Raw genomic sequence first — 18,864 nt, 5'->3', positions numbered from 1 at the left:
GCGCCGTCGGCGTTGTAGTCGCCGGGGGCGGGGATGGCGTTGCAGCCGCCGTATTTGAGGCCGGAGCGGAGGTGGGTGTTGGTGTGGGTGCTGTAGATGTTCCAGTCGGATCCGTTGGTGCAGTCGGGGCGGTACAGGGCCAGGTCGGTGGCGCCGTCGCCGTTGTAGTCGCCGGGGGCGGGGATGGCGTTGCAGCCGCCGTATTTGAGGCCGGAGCGGAGGTGGGTGTTGGTGTGGGTGCTGTAGATGTTCCAGTCGGATCCGTTGGTGCAGTCGGGGCGGTACAGGGCCAGGTCGGTGGCGCCGTCGCCGTTGTAGTCGCCGGGGGCGGGGATGGCGTTGCAGCCGCCGAATTTGAGGCCGGCGCGGATCTGGGTGCCGTTGGCACCGTTCTTGATCCACCAGGTGGAGCCGTTGGTGCAGTCGCGGCGGAACAGGGCCAGGTCGGTGATGCCGTCGCCGTTGTAGTCGCCGGGGGCGGGGATGTCGGTGGATCCGCCGTAGGGGTGGTCGGCGAGGATCTGGCTGTCGTTGGCCCCGCTCTGGATCCACCAGGTGGAGCCGTTCACCGGGTCCCGCCGGTACAGCGCGAGGTCACTGCGCCCATCGGCGTTGTAGTCACCCACGGTCCGGCTCTGTGCGCCGCCGCAGTTGTTGCTGACGCGCGTGACCGAGGGTGAGAGCGGTTCCCCGGCGGGGTAGCCGTCGGTGGTGATGCCCGACGGTATGCCGTTGAACCACGACTCGACCTTGGCGCCGTCCCGCTGCTGCTCGAAGTGCAGGTGAGGACCGGACGAACTGCCCGTACTGCCGACCTTGCCGAGCTGCCGTCCACGGCTCACGGTGTCACCGACCCGTACCATGGGCGCTTCGAGCATGTGCAGGTAGAGGGTGCGCCAGCCGTTGCCGTGGTCGATCTTCACGTAGTAGCCGCCGCCGGTGCCCATTGGACCGCTCGGGTTCTGCGGGGTCCGTCCACCAAGGGTTCCGTCGATGCCGGACGAGACCACCGTGCCCTGGTAGGCGGCGACAATCGGCCGACCCCACGCGCTGCCGGAGGTCGGGGTCATGTCGATGTCGTAGTCGTCGTGTCCCCGGTAGGTCCCCAGGAGCCACGACTCACCGCACGGGAACGGAAGCTGGAACAGTGGACGGGGGCCGGCGGCCTCCGCTCTCTGCGGATCGATCGTGACCAGGGTCGCCGAGGTCATCACGGCGAGCGCGGCCAGCATGGTGGCGACGATGGAACGGCCGCGGGACGCTGCTGTCCGTATCGTCGCGGGTGTTGTCGAGGGGGGCATCGGTCATCCTCTCTCAGGAGGCGCCAGCGGCTTGATATCCGCAGGCGAAAAAGCGTGGATTTGATAAGTTGTTCAAGCAAGCTGTCGGACTCGGATCGATCCAGGCTGACGGTCGATACCGCAATTCGGAGACAGACGGGCTCGGATCTGACCCGGTCCGACCTGGCGGATGGCGATGAACACTTCATGAACAACAACAGCAACTGCGTACTCTGATAGGTGAACATCTCTTCCGCGCTTGGTGTGGTGGTTGGCGCTCGGGCGATGACCCTCCGCCGAAACCAAGGGTGTCGATCTTCAGAGTGGAAGTCACGGCCTCTGAACTGGCGCGATTCCGCCTGGCGTGATGGCGCCAGCGCGCCGATCCGGACGCTGGAGTCGGGGGCAGCGGATCGACCGCCGGCTGTTGCAGAATCGTGCTAGATCCACACGGGGGAAGGGGCTGAGTTGCTGGCCAATCTGGGATTGTCACGGTGGGACGAACACGTGTATCGGGCGATGCTTCGCCACCCTTGTGCGGAGGTGGAGGAGATTGCCGCGTTCTTGGAGGCCGGCGAGGAGACGGTCCGCCAGGCACTGGACCGGCTCGTCGACCTGGCGCTGGTCCGCGCCTCCGACGACGGCCTGCGGGCGGTGCGCCCGCAGGCCGGCCTGATGTTGCTGCTGGCCCGTGCCGAGGCGGAGGTCGCGGCCCGTCAGCACGAGATCGAGGCGACCAGGACGGCGATCGGCAGCATCGTCGCCGAGTTCTCCGCGCACAGCTCGGCGGACGTCGTCACCCGCCTGGAGGGGATAGAGGCCGTCCGTGACCGGCTCGCCGAGCTCGCCTGTGAAGCGGAGTGGGAGTGCCTCTGGTTCAGCACCGGTGGTGCGCAGGCGTCCGATGCGATCGAAGCGGCGAAGCCGCTCAACCAGACCGCTCTGAAGCGGGGGGTGCTGGTCCGGAGTGTCTACCAGGAGAGCTTCCGGAACGACCCTGCCACCGTGGCGTATGTGCGGTGGATGGCCCAGCTCGGCGGTCACTGCCGTACCGTGCCGACCCTGCCGATGCGGCTGGTGATCTTCGACCGTCGCGCCGCCCTGGTGCCTATCGACCCCGCGGACTCACGAGCCGGCGCCCTGGAGATCTACATTCCGGGCGTGCTCGCCGGCCTCGTCGAGCTCTTTGAGCAGGTCTGGGAGTCGGGTCGGCCGATCGGTGAGGCGCCCGCCCGGGACGGGGACGGCCTGACCACTCAGGAACGGCACCTGCTCAAACTGCTGGCGGCCGGGCATACGGACGAGTCCGCGGCCCGCAGACTGGCGGTGTCGACCCGTAGCGTGCAGCGGATGATGACTGTGCTGACCGAGCGGTTGAGGGCGGTGAGCCGTTTTCAGGCCGGAGTGGAGGCGACCCGCAGGGGCTGGGTGACCTGAGCCAGCCTCGTAGCCCGCAGTCATGGCTTGGCCGCGGTCATCCGGGTGGGCGGGCCGGAAGTTCCCGCCAACTCCGGACCGACAAGCAACGAACGGACCCGCTCCCACGGCTCGTCCTCGCTACGGCGCTGGGCACGCCGGGTTTCAGGGCGGGGGTTGATGTCGTGGTCCGGTGGGACAACGCGCACGGCAGTTGGGTGATGGGAAATCTCCCGGACGGCTACACCTTGTCAGCCCAAGCCCTAACCGGATGACGCGCGATCTGCGGCAGATCGGTGCGTTCCTCACCGTCACCCTGCCCACCCTTCGGGCCGTTGGTGGTCTCCGAATTTCCTACCGGCCGGTGGCTCCGTCGACAAGCTCTCGCAGGATGTCGGCGTGACCGGCATGCCGGACGGTCTCGCTCGTCATGTGGGCGAGCACCCAGCGAAGCGTACGAGGCTCGTCACCGACCGGCTGCGCGGTGAGGACCTCGGGGCCAACAGCTGCGATGATGTGGGCATCGCTGTCGGCTATCGCGGTCCGGTAACCGGCGATGATCTGATCCGGCGACCTGTCCGGCTCGACCACCATGTCGAAGTCGACGTCGGCGTAGCGCGGGTCTCCGGCGAACGTGTAGCCGAACCAGTACCGTTCGGCGTCGGTCAGGTGCTGGACGAGGCCCAGCAACGTGGTGTCGGAGACGACCAGGCGGCGCCGCAGCTGCTCCTCGTTCAGGCCGGCAACCTTCTTCAGCACGCATGATCGAGCGAAGGACAAGAAGGCGAGGGCGGTGTCGAGCTCGCCACCGTCGTTGCGTGGCACGGCTTCGCGTTGGGATTCGATCATCCGCCGACCCTACGGTCTCGTCATCTGGGAGAGTCAGTCGGGCATCGTGGCGCGGCGTGCTCGGGTCTTGATGGGCTCCTGCTCAAACCACCTGACGTAGCGCGGTCTCCACGGCGTCGACCAGTGGGTCCCCTTCGGTCCGTGGGTGCCGTGCGAGGCCGAGCTCGACGTCCGGCAGGGTGGGCAGGGCGTCCGGGTCGTGGCAGACCATTGCCGGTTCAAGGTTCGCGGGCATGAGCGCTGCGACACCGAGCCCGGCCCGGATCGCGGCGAGCACACCGACCAAGCTGTTGCTCTCGAACACCATCCGCCAGCGCCGCTCGGTACGCTCCAGCGTCTCCAGCACCGATGTACGCCAGGCGCACGTGTTTGAAAACAGCACCACCGGCAGCGGATCGGCCGCAAGGTCCACATCCTGGCCGATCGCCCAGACCAGCGGGCGGCGGACCGTCCAGCGGGGCGCTCCGGGCAGGTCTGGCACTTCGTCGAGTACGAGGTGGACGCGGCTCGCGTCGTAGGCCTCCCGCATCGCGGCCCTGGAGAGGACGAGCACCTCCAGTGTCGCGCCGGGATGCAGTCGGGCGAGGTCGGCGAGGGCCTGCGAAAGCCGGGATGCGGCGAGATCTTCGAGCAGTCCGACGCCGCAGTGTCCGGTGAGCGCGCGCCCAGTTTCGGTGAGCGCCTGTGCGGAGAGCGAGAGGATGCGTTCGGCGTATGGCAGGAGTTCCTCGCCCGCCCGGGTTGGGGAGACGCCGGCTGGCGACCGGTGCAGCAGCGGATGGCCGACGACGCTCTCGAGCCTACGCAACTGCTGACTGAGCGCGGGCTGGGTATGTCCGAGCGTGGCCGCGGCGCGGCTGATGCTGCCCGCCTGCACAGCGGTGACGAACGACCGGAGCAATACGATCTCGAGCTCTCGAGCCATAAGGAATCATTATGCCGGATCCAACGTATGCGGCTCTTCCTACGACGAAGGCAGAGGATCTAGCGTCACAGAGATGACCCGATACGGGCAGGTGCTCGCCGTGCCAGGGATGGCATCGCTGCTGAGTGTCTCGCTGCTTGCCCGCACCGCGATCACGGCCGACGTGATGGCGCTGACGCTCTATGTCGTGCTGGGCCTGGGGCTGACCTACGCGGCAGCGGGCGGTGTCGCCGCAGCCCTGACCGCCGGAGTGGCGTTGGGTGGACCGATGCTCGGCCGCATGATCGACTCGCGGGGCCTACGCACCGTACTGCTCGTAACCGTCGTAGCGCAGGTCGTGTTCTGGTTGAGCGTGCCGATCCTGCCGTATGGGTTCCTGCTGGTCACCAGCCTCGTGGCGGGCCTGCTGATGGTGCCGGCCCAGGCGGTGACCAGGCAGGCGATCGCCGCGACGACGACGGCGGAGCAGCGCCGGGCCGCGTTTTCACTGGAGTCGGTGCAGGGCGAGCTGTCGTACATCGTGGGGCCGGCAGTGGTGATCCTCTGTGCGGCGACAATGTCGCCCGGTGTGGTGGCATGGGGGGTCGGTGCCGCGATCGTGGCCGGCGGGGCGGGAATCGTCTTGCTCAACCCACCGGTGCGTGCCGAGGACGAGGCAGACGCCGGCGCGGCCGGACGGCCCCCGTACAGGCAGTGGCTGGGCGCTGGGATGATTGCCGCACTGACGATGGCGTTCGGCACGACGACGCTGCTCAGCGGCGTCGACCTGGCCATCGTCGCCACACTGCAAGGGGCAGGTCAGGTGTCCTGGGCCGCCGTGGTCGTAGTGGTGTTCGGCGTGTCGTCGGTGGTCGGCGGACTGACCTACGGCGCACTGACCCGGCCGCTGCCCACGTGGCTGCTGCTTGGCTCGCTCGGGCTCGTGACGATTTTCGCCGGGCTCGCCCACGACTGGCGCTGGTTGTGCGTGGCCGTCGTCGGCGCCGGGCTGCTCACCGGGCCGACCCTTGCCACGGTGGCCGACGCGGTGAGTCGGCTGGCGCCGGCCGGTGTGCGGGGTGAGGCGACAGGTTTGCAATCTTCAGCGCAGAGCGCTGGGTTCGCGCTCGGATCCCTGCTCGTCGGCACGGCGATCGACCTCTCCGTGCCGGCGGGCGGCTTCGCGGCAGCCGGGCTGGCCGGCCTCGCCGCCGCGCTGACCGGTTACCTACTGTCCGGTCGCTCGTCCGCTCGAACTGCGGCTCCGCTCGGCGATCTCGACCGTACCGGGACATCCGACCCGGAGCCACGCGGAGCCGGCGCTCGGCCTGCCACATGACGTCCGGGTCGTCCCCTTTCGGTGGTCCGACTTCGTCGGCAACGTCCAGGCCTCGGCGAGCCAGCGAGACGGACGGCTCTCCACACCGGAAACCTCTGGGGCCGGATCGAGGAGCAGCCACCAATTCGTTGCCTCGCGAGGACGGCACCGCGCACGCCGTCCCGAGACCGGCGACAACACCCTGATCGTCCAACCTGGCGGACGTCTGCCGTTCGTCTGGCGGCTCGGCGGCGAGCATCGGGCCCCGGACCCCATACTCTGCCGCATGGTGCCAGCATCGACCGGGCACAACCTACGCATCTGCGTCGGACGACGACTGTCACGTTCCCTGTTCTTCGCGCACCCGGTACCGGTAACGCAGTGGTGACACGCCCACCTCGCGTTTGAAGGCGGTGCTGAAGGCGCTCTCGGACGCGTATCCGAGGTGGGAGGCGAGCGACCCGACGCGCACGTCGCCGTCGCGGAGGGCGCGTTGCGCGAGCAGCATCCGCCACCGGTTGAGGTAGGTGACCGGCGGCATCCCCGCGACGGTCCGGAAGCGGTCGGCGAACGACGTGCGCGACATCGCCGCGGCACGCGCCAGCTCCTCCAGGCCCCAGGGTTTTCCGGGTTCCTGGTGTATGAGGGCGAGCGCCGGACGCAGCCGTTCGTCGGTCAGCGCCCGTAGCCAGCCTGGCGGCAGCTCGGCCTGGTCGACGTAGGCGCGTAGCACCTCCAGCAGCAGGAGCTGGCCGTGCTGCCGGATCGCGAACGCCGAGCCAGGCTGACCGCCCGTCGCCTCGTCGAACAGGCGGTCGAGGCTTGTGCGCAGGTTGCTGGCCGCTGCGGCCGATGCCCGCACGTGTGCCACCGGAGGGAGCGCCTGTAGCAGCAGTGTCCGACCAGCCTGGTTCAGGTCCACGCGTACGCCGATGACGACGTCGTCGGTGTGGCGGTCGACACCGGCGAGGCGGGTCTGGGGGTCGGTCTCCTCCGGGACGATCACGCGGGGCGGGCCGTCGCCGGTGCCGCCTTCGATCTCCAGCCACGACCGGTTGGTCACGATCGCGACGTCGCCCGGCTGGAGCTCGACCGGGTCGCCAACGCCGTCGGTGGTCAGCCGGGCCCTGCCGCTCACCATCGCGAAGAACTTCAGGAGATCCTGCACCGGCGCGCGCGAGACCCACCGGCCCGTGGCTGACAGCCCGCCGGTCAGTAGCGCGCGCACCTCGACGAGGTCCAACACCTCGGACAACTGATCGCTCGCCATCCCCGTACTATCGCGCAAGAAAACCGGACCGACAACCATTCAGAGTTCGAGAGCGCGGGCGCACAGTGGTGGCCATGACACAGAACATGACCCACAGACAGCACCCCATCGGCTCCGGCTTCACCGCGGCGTCGACGGCCCGCGAGGTGCTCGCCGGGATCGACCTGTCCGGCATCAACGTCGTCGTCACCGGCGGCCACCAGGGACTCGGCCTGGAGACGACCCGGGCGCTGAGCACGGCGGGCGCGTCCGTGACGGTGGCTGCGCGTGACCCAAATCGGGCGGCGGCCAGGTTGACGGGCATCGAGCGCGTCGACACCGGCCGGCTCGACCTCCTCGACCCGAGCTCGATCGACGCCTTTGTCGCCCAGTACCTCGACTCAGGGCGCCCGCTGCACATTCTGATCAACAACGCGGGCATCATGGGCGGCCCCCTGGTCCGGGACGCCCGCGGATACGAGTCGCAGTTCGCCACCAACCACCTCGGACACTTCCAGCTGACCCTTGGCCTGCTGGCCGCCCTGCGGGCCGCGAACGGTGCCCGGGTCGTCAACCTCACCTCCGGAGGACACCGCGTGTCCGACATCCGCTGGGACGACCCGCACTTCACCAGTGGGTACGACCCGATGGGAATGTTCGGATACGGCCAGTCGAAGACCGCCAACGTGCTGTTCGCCGTCGAACTGGACCGCCGATGGGCCGCGGACGGAATCCGGGGCTACGCCGTGCACCCGGGCATCGTCTACGGCACGAATCTTGGACCCCACATCGCCGAGGGGGTGGCGCGCACGGCCACGTTCAGCGATGAGCAGCTGCGGGCCATGGGGCTGATCGACGAGTCGGGCCAGCCGGTCATCGACCCCGACCGCGAGCACAAGACGACGCAACAGGGCGCCAGTACCAGCGTCTTCGCCGCGACCAGTCCACTGCTGGCCGATATCGGCGGCGTCTACTGCAAGGACAACGACATCTCACCACTGGACGAGAACCCGGAGCCCGTCATCTTCGGCTCCGGGAAGCTACCCCCCGCCACCGTCGTGCCGCACGCCATCGACCCACAGTCCGCACAGCGCCTCTGGGACCTGAGCGAGGAACTACTCAAGGCGTAACCGGGCGCAAAGCTGCCACCGCGGTCGGGGCGACGCTGGCGAGGGGCTCTGGCGTGTGGCGGGCAAACGCGCTGTGTCGCCTGCTGACGAGGAACTCGGATTTATTGCCACCAGGTACGCGAGTACGGTCTGACGCCGCGAACCCGGTAGTCGCGGTCAGAGCCTCCACGACAATTCTTTTTCGTGGAGGCTCTGACCACTCTTGGCGAATCGGTCGGCTATCTCAGAGGCGCGGGTCCTGCTGGACCTTCAGCGCGTTGAGGATCGGGTCGCCCTCGCCCTTCTCGCGGTGAAGCTCGATCTTCAGATCGCCACCGGCGTGCTCGACGGTGACCGTGTTCATGTCCGCGGTCAGCGCACCCACCTTCGCCTGCACGTCGTGGTCGTAGAGCACGACCTTGCCGTCGACCAGCACATCGAAGGCACGCTTGCCGGCCCTGACCTTCTCGATCTCGGCGAAGTCGAGGCCGATCCGGTACGTCCCGGCGGGGGCGTTCTTGAACACGTAGCTGAACGTCTCGCCGGTCCGCTGGGTGCGGAACAGCGCGTCGTCCTCGGTGCCGGCGATGTCGGACTTGGTGGTACGCGCCTTGCCGCCGACGTAGCCCCACGGCCGCTTGCCGAGCTCCTGGTCGGGCGACCAGACGAAGCCGTCGGCACCGACGTAGCCGGATCCACCGACGTCGACGCCCTGCCAGTAGGCCGAGGTCGCCAGCCGGACCGGCTTGAGCTGGGCCTCGCCCTTGCCGGCGTTCGACGCCACGAGCAGGTCCCCGACGAGCACGCCGGGCTCGACGTCGGCGTTGTCGGCCGTCGCCGTGACCGTGGTGGCCTCACCGGCCGCGAGCGTGACCGTGCCGGTTGCGGCCGCGCCCGTGAGGGTCAGCCACGGAAGGTCGCCGGCCTCGTGCCCGCCGTCGCTGGCGCGTTTCTGCTCACCGATCCGCACCTCGAGCGGGGCGGAGCCGGTGTTGGTCACGGTCACGTCGGCTGTCGCCTTCTGGTCCGGACCGACGAGCCAGTCGAAATCTCCTCCGGTGACGGTGGCGATGCCCGTGGTCAACGCCGTGTCGACCACCTCGGCCTGATCCTTCTTGGCGATCGTCACCGGGTGCCTGGCGGTGACGTAGTTCGGCGCCTCGACCTGCACGGTGTTCTCGCCGACCAGCGCCTGGGCCTTCCACCGGCCCTTGGCGTCGGTGGTGATGACCCGTTCACCGCTCGGCCCGGTGAGCGTGACGATCGCGCCCTCGATCGGCTTGCCGTCGTTCTTGTCGGTGACCGTACCCTCGATCGTGCCCGCGGCCGGAAGGGTGTACTCCAGTCCCAGGCCGGCCTTCAGGACGGGCTGGTTGAAGGAGTACTGGCCCGCGGGGTTACGGGTCAGGCTCTCCACACCGACCGTCGCCGACGACCCTCGGGTGAGGGGGTTGTCGCCGCCGACACCGTCGCCGTACCCGATCTGGATTCGTCCGTCCGCGATCAGGGTGACCGAGAAGCTCACCCGAGCCGTCCGGTCACCGTAGAAGGCGACGTTGCGCCACTCGATGACTTCCGCCGCCAACCCGTCCACCTCGGTCCTGCCGAAGTAGATGCCCGCCTCGTCGTCGACGACCAGGTCGTCCCAGAGCGGGTAGATCGCGTCGAAGGTGAACGGCGACGGCAGCTCCGTGTTGCTCCCCACGGCGCTGGCCTGGTCGAAGATCAGCTGGCCGTTCGTCGTCACGCACACGCCGTCCCAGGCGGTGTCGTAGAACGGGAACAGGAAGCTGGAGTCGAACCACAGCACGCCGCATGAGTCGTCGCCGTGCCACCCGGACTCCTCCGTGCCCTGGCGGTATAGCCCGTCGGTCACCTTCATCGAGTACGAGCGGCCGGCGGGGGCCACCGGCACGGGGCCCGGCTCCGGCTGCTCGGGCTCCGGCTCCGGCTCCGCCGCGTCCGCGCGCGGGTCGAGCGTCACCCGCAGCGCGGCGATGGTCGGGGCCTTCAAACCCCGCGAACCCCGCAGCTCCACGGTCAGCGGACCGCCCTCGTGCTTCACGACGGTGGTGCGCCAGTCGGCGGCGTTCGGGCCCACGGCCGCCGCCGGGTCGTACGCGTACTCCGTCAGCGTCCCGTCCACGAGTACGTCGAACACCCGCTTGCCCCTGGCCACCTTCTCGATCTCGGCGAAGCCGAAATCGATCGCGTAGGTGCCCTTGGGCGCGTCGGGGAACCGGTAGAACAACTGCTTGTCCGGCGTGCTGCGTTGCGACTGGAACAGGGCGTCGTCCGTCGTACCTTCGATCCCGGACTTCGTCGCGGCGACCTTCGTCTTCCCCTCGTAGCCCCACGCCGCCTTGCCGGCGGCCTGGTCGCCGGACCAGGTGTAGCCGGAGCCGTCGGTGAACGACGGGCCGCCGGCGTTGACGCCGACCTGGTACTTCGTGGTCGTGAGCGTCACCGGGACGTAGGTCTTGGACTGGCGTCCGGAGTCGGACCTGACCACGATGTTCGCGCCGAGGACTCCGGGCTTGGCGTTCTTCGAGGAGATCGAGACCTTGACGGTCGTCGACTCGCCCGGGGCAAGGGTGCCGCCGGTCGAGGAGAGCGACAGCCACGGCAGGTCGGCGAGCAGGTCGTCCTCGACGTCGACCAGCACGACGTCGTCCGCGACCTGGTCCGCCGCCCACAGCGCGCCGGTCGAGTCGGTTTCGAGACCGCCGCCCTGGCCCGCCTTCTGGCCGGGAAACCACCACGCGTTGACCAGCGAGCAGTCGTCGGGGTCGACCTGCAGCAGGCGGGTGGGCCGGTTCGAGGTGAGGTCGGTGTACCAGATGGTGTCGGACGCCTGGTTGTAGGCCAGGCCCATCACCTCGGGCAGCGGCGGGGCGCAGAAGGAGAGCAGCGCACCCGGGTTGTCGTGGGACGTCCCGGCGACGGTGCCGATCATGCCGTTCGCCCGGCCACCGACGTAGAACACGTCCTCCGTCGGGTTGTAGGCGAGTCCGGTCAGCTGCAGCGTCGACCAGTCACCCTTGATCTGCCGGGTCTCCTTCCCGGTCTTCCGGTCGAAGCAGTGGATGTAGCTGGCCGGGCTGTCCTCCATCTGGCACATGTCACCGGTCCTGGTGTCGAGCGCCATGTCGAACGCGCGGTACGCGGGGTTCCACGACGCGTCGAAGACCTTGCCGGTCGGCCTGCCCGTCACCGTGTAGGCGGTGTTGGTCCGCCTGTTGTAGTCGTGGACCCAGACGTCGCCGTCGTACCCGATGCCCGAGGGCTCCTTCTCCTCAATCGTGCCGGGAATGGCGATCCGGGTGATGACGTCTCCACCGGAGGTCGCGCCGACCTTGCCCGCCGCCTGTGCTTCCGCGGCCTTCGCCGTCGCCGCCTTGCCGTCGACGTTCGACGGCTTCATGCCGCTCGCCCCGGCCTTCCACGCGGCGAGGTCGATGGTGCTGTTCGCACCCGTCCCGGTGCGCCCGGTGGCGCCGGCGGCGTCGAGGTCGGGGTGGCGCGCGGCCTCGCCCAGGTTGTACGTGAGCGGGGCGGAACCGGTGTTGGTCAGCCTCAGCGAGCCCACGCCGTTCTGGTCGGTACCCAGCAGCGCGTCGAGGCCGTCGGCCTTCAGGCCGGCGACACCCGTGGTCAGCCGCGCGTCGATCGTGGCATTCGCGTAGAGCTTGTCGAGGGAAAAGGGGTACGCCGCGGTCGTGTAGTTCGTCGCGTCGACCGTCATGGTGTAGTCGCCGACCGGAAGCTGGCGGTGCACGATACCGGTCCCGTTGGTCGTGACGGTCTCGACGAGCCCTTCCTTGTTGCTGAAGGAGACCTTGGCTCCGGCGACCGGCAGCCCGTCGTTCTGGTCGACGACGGTCGCGTCGAGGTACCCGAAGTCAGGCATGTCGTAGGTGACGATCATCCCGTCGCGCAGCACCGGGGCGCTGTCGGAGAACCGGATGCCGTCGACGCCGGCCCAGCCCTGGATGCCGGTGGTGGCGTGCGCGCCGGCGGTCACCGGGTCGTCGGTCCCGATACCGTCGCCGTAACCGAAGATCACGGTGCCCGAGCGGGTGAGCGTGGCCGAGTAGCTGACCGGCTCCGTGTACTCCGGCCGGGTCGGATAGGCCCATAGCCTGGCGTTGCGGAACTCGACGACGAACGCGTCCTCGCCGTTGACCTTGGTGGCTGCCGTGAAGACGCCCCCGCCGGGGGCGAACTCGACGGGGGTCTGGTGGTAGAACGGGAAGATGCCCGCACCGCCGCTGCCGGGTCCGGTGCCGATGTCCGGGGAGATCACGCCGCGCAGGCTGACACCGAGGGTGTCGTGGCTGCCGTTGTAGAGCGCGATCGGGAACGGCAGCTTCACCGTCGCCCACACGCCGCTGGTGAACGCGACCGGGTCGGTGCCGCGCAGGTATTCGCCTTCGGAGACGGCGCAGCTGTAGCCGCCCTTGTCGACGACGAGCCCGACCGGGATCTCGGGCGACTCGTTCTGCGCGCCGACGGTCAGCGGGACGGCCGTGGGCGAGAAGCAGGCGTTGGGCTTGACGTTCAGCGTGTACCCGCCCTCGGGGACACCGCTGAACGTGAACGCGCCGTTGGCATCCGTGCGTACCGGCTTCAGCGGCGTGTCCTTGACCGAGACGTCGGCGTTCGGGACGGGCCGCTTCCGGTCGTCGACGACCCTGCCGCTGATGTCGTGCCTGGCGGCGGCCGTGAGCGGCAGCGTGACGGAAGTGTCCTGACCGAGGGAGATCGTCACGTGGGCGGTCGCGGTCAGGTAGCCGAAGACCCTGGTGCTGAGCTGGTAGTCGCCAACCGGGAGGTTCGTGGTGAACCGGCCGTCCTCGTCGGTGCCGATCGACCGGCTGAACGGCCCGCCGATCGTCACCTCGGCGGCGGGGACCGGGACGCCGTCGGCGGTGACGACACCGGTCAGGGTGCCGCCCTGCCGGGGCGCGAGTTCGAGCAGGCGGACGAGGTCGAGCCGACCCTCGCCGTACTTGTTGTTGACCGCGGCGGTACCGCCGCACTCGGTGTCGTCGACGTCGACGGCCGACTCGGCGAGCAGGCGGCGGGTCTCCTCGACCTGCCCGATGAGGGTCGGGTCGTAGCTCCACAGGTCGGCGACGGCGCCGGCGACGTGGGGAGCCGCCATCGACGTACCGGCCATCTCGACGTAACTGTCGTTCGGGTAGGACGAAAGGACGGCGACGCCCGGAGCGGAGATCTCGGGCTTGATCCGGCCACCCTCACCCTCACCCTTGCGGGAGAACAACGCGAGCGTGCCGTCCGAGTCGTACGCGCCGACGGAGTAGGCACTCTCGGCGGAGCCGGGCGAGGAGACGGTGTCGCAGGCCGCGTACGGCGTGGTGTTGCCCGATGACCAGACGCTGAAAATGCCGGCGGCGCTCCAGGCCTCGTCGATGGCCCGGAAGAAGTCGTCAAAGTTGTGCTCGGCGTTCTGGCCCCACGAGTTGTTGATGACGTGCGGGCGCTTGGACGGGTCAGGGTTGTTCCCCTGGACGTCGGTCGGGGCGAGCAGCCACCAGCCGGACCGGAGCAGCGACTCGACGCCGGTACTGTCGCAGCAGCCGTTCGTCGCGATCCACTGCGCGTCCGGGGCGACGCCGACGTGGTTGGTGCCGTCGTCGCCGACCATGGTGCCCATGGTGTGCGTGCCGTGTCCGTTGTCGTCGCACGGCGCGCCCGTGCACGTGCCCCGGGTGGCCATCCAGTTGTAGTTGTGGTCGACGGTGCCGTCGGGCTTCGTGCCGCGGTACTGGTGCATCAGGGCGGGGTGGTCGAACTGGACGCCCGAGTCGAGGTTGGACACGGTGATGCCCGCACCGGTGGCGCCCATGGCCCAGGCCTGGGGGGCGTGGATGGCGTCCAGACCCCACGTGGCGGTGTCTGCCTCGGCGGCCTTCGGCGCGCCCGGGCGGGCAGCCTGGTCAGCGGGGATCTTCTTGTCCACCGGCTCGACCAGCGCGACCTGCGGCGTCGCGTGGATCTCGGCGACCTGCACCTTCGAGGCCACGTCGAGGGCGAGTTTTTCGGTGCCCCCCTTGACGAGCACGGTGTTGGCGATCGGGTAGGAGGTGTACGTGACGCCTGCCCGGTCGAGCTCGGTGGAGACGGATGCCAGGGACTGCTTCGCCGCCGCGCCCAGCGCGTCGTAGACGAATTGACCGCGAGCGGCCCAGTCGGTGATCTTCTTCGCCGGCCCGAGGTCGGCCTTGGAGTCGAACGTGATCCAGAAGTCGGACGCCGGCTCCGTGCGGAAGCGGTCCTTCAGGTTCGACGCGATCTTGTTGGCGGCCGCGCCGGGATCCGGCTCAGCGGCGGACGCCGGTGGTGCCTGGATCATGCTCAGGCCGACCGCTGCGGCAAGCGTTGCCGCGAGGGCTTTGAGTCTCATGTGGGGTCCTTCAACCTACAGGGGCTGGTAGGGGTCGTGGCTCTCGTGCTCGTCGGCACCGTGGGCGTCGTCGGCGTCGGAGGCGCCGACGCGCGGCTCGCGGGACAGCTCGGGTGGTCGGTGCTCGATGGCGGAGTCGTCACGCGTGACAGATCGCTCAGGCATGCGTCGCCCCACGGCTATGGATCATGAAGTCATGCTCGAGGGGCCGAGTGGTCGTCGCTATCCAGCGGATACGTCAATTTTCACGACGGGTCGCCGAGGGAGTCCTCTTCCGCGAACACTCCGGCCTCCACTGCCTTGACCGCGAGCGCGGTGCGGGAGGTCACCTTCAACTTGCGCATTGCCGCGCGCAGCTGCTGGTCCACCGTGGCCGGTGACTTGGCCAGGATTCGGCTGATCTCCCGGTTCGTCTTGCCGGCGACAACCAGTTGGACCACGTCGAGTTCGCGAGGTGAGAGCTGGTCGCCGTACCCGCGTCGGCCGCCGCGCCACAGTCGCGGAACCTCGGCGCCGTGATCGCGAAGCCGCTGTGCGACACGGTCCGCATCGCCGCGGGCTCCGAGCCTGAACAGTTGCTCGTACTGTGCGGCCAGCAGCTCTCGGCCTTGGTCGACCTGACCTTGTGCGATGAGCGCCTCGGCTTGACGCTCGCGGGCGACCATGACGTCGTAGGGGCGCGGCAATCCGCTCCAGGCGCGCGCCGCCCGATCGTATGCCGTCGCCGCACGGGCGTGGTCTCCGGCCGCGGCGAGCAGCAGGCCGCGGCATACGGCGAGCGCGGCGCGCGGCGCGGGCGCCGTACGGCCCCGCAGTCCTCTGGCGAACTGGTCGCCCAGGCGTGTCGCGGCCTTCAGGTCGCCCGCGGCCAGGTGCGCCTCGATCCGGGCGGGAACGAGGTCCGTCGCCCAGATCCAGATGCCTTTTCTCCGGACGGTGTCCATCGGCGCGTTCGTGATCTGCAGCGCCCGGCCGCTGTTTCCGTCCGTCAGCCACAGTCTGGCCAGCGCGGCGGCGGCCTCCATCGTGTCGTCGGCTGCGCCGAGACGGGCAGACTCGTCGAGGACCAGCCGGAACTGCTCCTCCGCGGCGCGCCGCCGTCCGGCCGCGCCTGCCAGCCGGGCCGCGAGGCGAATGCTGCCGAGGTAGTGCGCCGGCCGGTCCCGGTCGGCGTCGGCGAGTGCCGCGCTCCGCTCCGCGAGACCCTCCCACCGGCCGGTCAGCCACGCCAGGTTGGCCTGTTCGAGTCGGACGTTGTGCTGCAACCGGGATGCCTGCTCGGCCTCGGCAAGGCGCAGGGCCACGGCGAGGTGTTCCTCCGCGTCGGCGTACCGACCCCAGATCAGCGCGCCGGTCCCGACATTCGCGTGGATGCGGGCCACGTCCAGCCGCTCCGCCGAGGTCGCGCCGTCGACGGGTAGGCCGGCGACGACGTCCCAGGCCTCCTCCTCACCGAGCATGAGCAACGCGGCGGCGCGGTTGCCGGCCAGGTTCAGCCGCTCTGCGGGGGAATCGAATTCGGCGGCGTACTCGGCGGCGCGATCCAGCCAGCGCCGATGGGTCGACGCCGGCCACGGCCCCGCATAGGCCCAGCCGAGGTAGGTCATCGCCCGAGCCGCCTCGACCGGGTCGTGGTCAAGGTTGGCCACCGCCTGCTCCAGCTCGCTGAGTGCGGCCTGCGCCTCACCTCCGGTGATCAGGAGCCGACCCAGGGGGTTGCGGATCTCGGCCTGCTGGCGGGCGGAGAGACCGGGGGTCTCCAGCACCGAGCGCAGGGTACGGATCACGCGGTGGTAGACCTCGTCGACCGGTTCACGTCGGCCCAGTGCGGCTACTCCGGCGATGCGCGCGACCCGTGCCCGGTCCACCGGCGGCAGCACGGCCCACGACAACAGATCGACCAGCACGTCGACCGCCTTGGTGTGGTCACCCGAGGCCATGGCCAGCTCGGCACCCTGCTCGGCGTACCGCGCCCAGGACTGCCGCTCGCCCGCCTCACGGAAGTGGTGGGCAAGGCGTGCCACCGGCGGCGGATGGATGCCCTCCAAGGCCCGGCCGGCCAGCAGGTGCAAGTGTCTGCGGTCGGTCAACGGGATCGCTTCGTAGACAGCCGTGGCGGCCAGCACATGCCGAAATCGCCACCGGCCGCGGTCGTCCCCGTCCAGGACGCCGGCGTCGGCTGCCTCGGTGACAGCGTCTCGACACGTCGCTGGTGACAGACCGGCGGTCATCGCGATCGTGGCCACCGATGACCGCTCCGCCAACGTGGCCGCGGCTCGCAACACCTGCTGCGCCGTCGGCGACAGACGGCCCACCCGCTCCCGGGTCGAGTCGCGCACCGTTGGCGGCACCCGTAGCTCGCGCAGCTTCAGCCGGACCCACTGTCCGTCGCGGAAGACGAGGTCGGCGCGGTCGCACATGAGGCGAACCGACTCCTCCAGGGCCAGCGGAACGCCACCGGTCCGCTCGTGCATGAACGTCGCGAACTCCTGCGATACCGGGTTGCCGTCCAGCATCGAGGACACCAGCGCTGCCGTGTCGTCGGGGCGCATCGGCGCCAGGGCGATCCTCAGCTGGGTCACGCCAGCGGGCAACCGGGACGTCAGCCGCAGCAACAGCGATCCGTCGTCCACCTCCTCCGGCCGATAGGAGACCACGAGGCTCGGCCCGTCCGACTGCTGTCGGGAGGTGACGAAGAGCAGGAACTCCAGGGTCACCTCGTCTGCCCAGTGAGCGTCCTCCAGCACGAGAACGTCGACACGCAGCGCCCGCAGCAGCTCGTCCAGGGCGCGGAACAGGCGGTGCCGTGCCGCCTTCGCATCGTCCAAGGGCTGCGGTGCGGGCGGCAGGTCCGAGGACCACTCAGGAAACAGGGGCCGTAACGCACCCGCAAGCTCGGTGAGCCGCAGTCGCGACACCGGGCGGTCGATCCCACGGAACGCGTCGACGATCGGCCCCAACGTCAGCGACTCGCGAAGCGGTGGGCACACCGAGACCAGAGCCGTGCGCTGGTCGGGCGTGGCCAACCACTCTCGCAGCAGTCGGCTCTTCCCGATCCCCGCCTCGCCCTCCACCAGCACGATCGCCGGTGGCCGGGCCAAGGCGCCCCGAAGCGCCGTCATCTCACGATCACGACCCACGAAGTGCGGCGTAGAAACCGTCGGTGCAGTCCCGTCGGCCTCGGGCGGGGGGTCGAGCATGCGTGATGATCTCTCTTTCCGCTGCTCGGGCACAAGTACCGTCGCGGCGGCTCGCGTAGCGGCATCCTCAACCGGAGTGCCGAATCAGCCTCCTCGGGCGGCCCGGAGACCGGTCCTCCGCGCAGCGCCTGTCGTCGGGGTCCGTCCACCCCGGCCTCCGGGTCGGCTCGACCGCGATGGATCAGAGCGGCCCGGGCTGAGGGGAGAGACTGGTGGGCTCTGCCGCCCGAGACCGCGTAGCCGCCCAGCTGGCGAGGAGTTTGAACCGGTCTTCGGATGCGGTGCCGGGTTCGGCGGTGTAGATGATCAGGTCGTGCACGGCTCGGCCGGACAGGGGTAGGTCGAGGGACTGGAAGGTCAGCTCCAGCCGGCCGACGTCGGGGTGCTGGAGCCGTTTGATGCCGTCGTGGCGGATCAGGACGTCGTGTGCCGCCCACTGGCTGCGGAACTCCGGGCTGAGCGTGGACAGCTCGCCGACGAGTTCGCGTAGTGCCCGGTCACCGGGCTCACGCCCGGCTTCGGCGCGCAGCAGGGCGGCGGTGGCGATGCCGGCGGCGTCCCAGTCGACGAAGAAGTGGTGTGCACCGGGGTCGAGGAAAATGTAGCGGGCGATGTTGGGGCGGCCGCGCCTGTCGACGGTGGCGCTGTCGAACATCGGCGCGAGCAGGGCTCGGGCCAGGGGGTTGTTGGCGACGACGTCCATGCGGCCGTTGCGTACGAACGCCGAGGACATCGTCATGGAGTCCAGCAGCCACTGGACCCGGGGCGGGACCTCGACGTCCCTGCGACGCGACGGCGTGCGACCGTCGGGCCGCGATGACCGGGCCAGGTCGAACAGGTAGGTGCGTTCGTCGTCGTCCAGTTGCAGGGCGCGAGCGACCGCGTCGAGGACGCCTTCGGACACGCCGCCGATGTGACCCTTCTCCAGCCGCGTGTACCACTCCGTGCTCACGCCGGCAAGGACGGCGACCTCCTCGCGCCGCAGCCCGGCGACCCGGCGACGGACGCTGGTCGGCAGTCCGGCCTGCGCCGGGGTGATTCTGGCGCGTCGGCTGGCAAGAAAGTCCCGGATCTCGCCGCGGTTCCCGGGCCGCTGGTCCATGTCATTC

The 18,864-nt window shown here is 69.5% G+C and carries 11 protein-coding genes; 3 read left to right on the top strand and 8 right to left on the bottom strand.

Annotation, left to right across the window (positions count from 1 at the left end; all coding sequences use genetic code 11):
- On the bottom strand, positions 1–1,232 hold a 1,232-nt coding region (locus V1633_RS30585; protein ID WP_331217777.1), incomplete at its 3' end, for a peptidoglycan DD-metalloendopeptidase family protein.
- A gap of 516 nt (positions 1,233–1,748) precedes the next feature.
- Here V1633_RS30585 and V1633_RS30580 point away from each other — a divergent pair.
- On the top strand, positions 1,749–2,717 hold the full coding sequence (locus V1633_RS30580; RefSeq protein ID WP_407952131.1) for a LuxR C-terminal-related transcriptional regulator: 969 nt from the start codon (positions 1,749–1,751) through the stop codon (positions 2,715–2,717).
- 333 nt (positions 2,718–3,050) lie between these two features.
- On the opposite strand, the gene V1633_RS30575 is transcribed toward V1633_RS30580, so the two are convergent.
- Both V1633_RS30575 and V1633_RS30570 read right to left on the bottom strand, forming a co-directional pair.
- On the bottom strand, positions 3,051–3,545 hold the full coding sequence (locus V1633_RS30575; RefSeq protein WP_331217775.1) for a DinB family protein: 495 nt from the start codon (positions 3,543–3,545) through the stop codon (positions 3,051–3,053).
- A gap of 82 nt (positions 3,546–3,627) precedes the next feature.
- Complete coding sequence (locus tag V1633_RS30570) at positions 3,628–4,470, bottom strand: LysR family transcriptional regulator (RefSeq protein ID WP_331217774.1); 843 nt, start codon at positions 4,468–4,470, stop codon at positions 3,628–3,630.
- A gap of 73 nt (positions 4,471–4,543) precedes the next feature.
- Here V1633_RS30570 and V1633_RS30565 point away from each other — a divergent pair, with 73 nt between their 5' ends.
- On the top strand, positions 4,544–5,788 hold the full coding sequence (locus V1633_RS30565; RefSeq protein WP_331217773.1) for an MFS transporter: 1,245 nt from the start codon (positions 4,544–4,546) through the stop codon (positions 5,786–5,788).
- A 319-nt stretch (positions 5,789–6,107) separates the two neighbouring features.
- Here V1633_RS30565 and V1633_RS30560 read toward each other — a convergent pair whose 3' ends face one another.
- On the bottom strand, positions 6,108–7,037 hold the full coding sequence (locus V1633_RS30560; RefSeq protein WP_331217772.1) for an AraC family transcriptional regulator: 930 nt from the start codon (positions 7,035–7,037) through the stop codon (positions 6,108–6,110).
- Between the two features lie 74 nt (positions 7,038–7,111).
- Here V1633_RS30560 and V1633_RS30555 point away from each other — a divergent pair, with 74 nt between their 5' ends.
- Positions 7,112–8,146 (top strand): SDR family NAD(P)-dependent oxidoreductase, encoded by a 1,035-nt coding sequence (locus V1633_RS30555; protein ID WP_331217771.1) that lies wholly within the window; start codon positions 7,112–7,114, stop codon positions 8,144–8,146.
- Between the two features lie 223 nt (positions 8,147–8,369).
- Here V1633_RS30555 and V1633_RS30550 read toward each other — a convergent pair whose 3' ends face one another.
- From V1633_RS30550 to V1633_RS30535, 4 genes are all read right to left on the bottom strand, one after another.
- Positions 8,370–14,555, bottom strand: a complete 6,186-nt coding sequence (locus tag V1633_RS30550; protein ID WP_331217770.1) for a S8 family serine peptidase — start codon at positions 14,553–14,555, stop codon at positions 8,370–8,372.
- Positions 14,556–14,570: 15 nt separating this feature from the next.
- A complete protein-coding gene (locus V1633_RS30545; RefSeq protein WP_331217769.1) occupies positions 14,571–14,720 on the bottom strand; it encodes a hypothetical protein in 150 nt (49 codons plus the stop codon).
- Positions 14,721–14,800: 80 nt separating this feature from the next.
- Complete coding sequence (locus V1633_RS30540; RefSeq protein WP_331217768.1) at positions 14,801–17,755, bottom strand: helix-turn-helix transcriptional regulator; 2,955 nt, start codon at positions 17,753–17,755, stop codon at positions 14,801–14,803.
- 181 nt (positions 17,756–17,936) lie between these two features.
- Entirely contained in the window at positions 17,937–18,857 is a 921-nt protein-coding gene (locus tag V1633_RS30535; protein WP_331217767.1) for a helix-turn-helix transcriptional regulator, read from the bottom strand.
- Positions 18,858–18,864: the final 7 nt, after the last annotated feature.

Source organism: Plantactinospora sonchi (genome assembly GCF_036422035.1).
In the GTDB taxonomy this organism is placed as follows: domain Bacteria; phylum Actinomycetota; class Actinomycetes; order Mycobacteriales; family Micromonosporaceae; genus Plantactinospora; species Plantactinospora sonchi.
Note: the sequence above shows the minus strand (reverse complement) of the source record. Positions and strands in the feature narration are given on the sequence as shown.

Bases quoted from the DNA above. Each gene is read 5' to 3' on its own strand.
- V1633_RS30565 (WP_331217773.1), top strand. From the start codon at position 4,544: ATGACCCGATACGGGCAGGTGCTCGCCGTGCCAGGGATGGCATCGCTG.
- V1633_RS30555 (WP_331217771.1), top strand. From the start codon at position 7,112: ATGACACAGAACATGACCCACAGACAGCACCCCATCGGCTCCGGCTTC.
- V1633_RS30575 (WP_331217775.1), bottom strand. From the start codon at position 3,545: ATGATCGAATCCCAACGCGAAGCCGTGCCACGCAACGACGGTGGCGAG.
- V1633_RS30560 (WP_331217772.1), bottom strand. From the start codon at position 7,037: ATGGCGAGCGATCAGTTGTCCGAGGTGTTGGACCTCGTCGAGGTGCGC.
- V1633_RS30570 (WP_331217774.1), bottom strand. From the start codon at position 4,470: ATGGCTCGAGAGCTCGAGATCGTATTGCTCCGGTCGTTCGTCACCGCT.
- V1633_RS30535 (WP_331217767.1), bottom strand. From the start codon at position 18,857: ATGGACCAGCGGCCCGGGAACCGCGGCGAGATCCGGGACTTTCTTGCC.
- V1633_RS30545 (WP_331217769.1), bottom strand. From the start codon at position 14,720: ATGCCTGAGCGATCTGTCACGCGTGACGACTCCGCCATCGAGCACCGA.
- V1633_RS30540 (WP_331217768.1), bottom strand. From the start codon at position 17,755: ATGCTCGACCCCCCGCCCGAGGCCGACGGGACTGCACCGACGGTTTCT.
- V1633_RS30550 (WP_331217770.1), bottom strand. From the start codon at position 14,555: ATGAGACTCAAAGCCCTCGCGGCAACGCTTGCCGCAGCGGTCGGCCTG.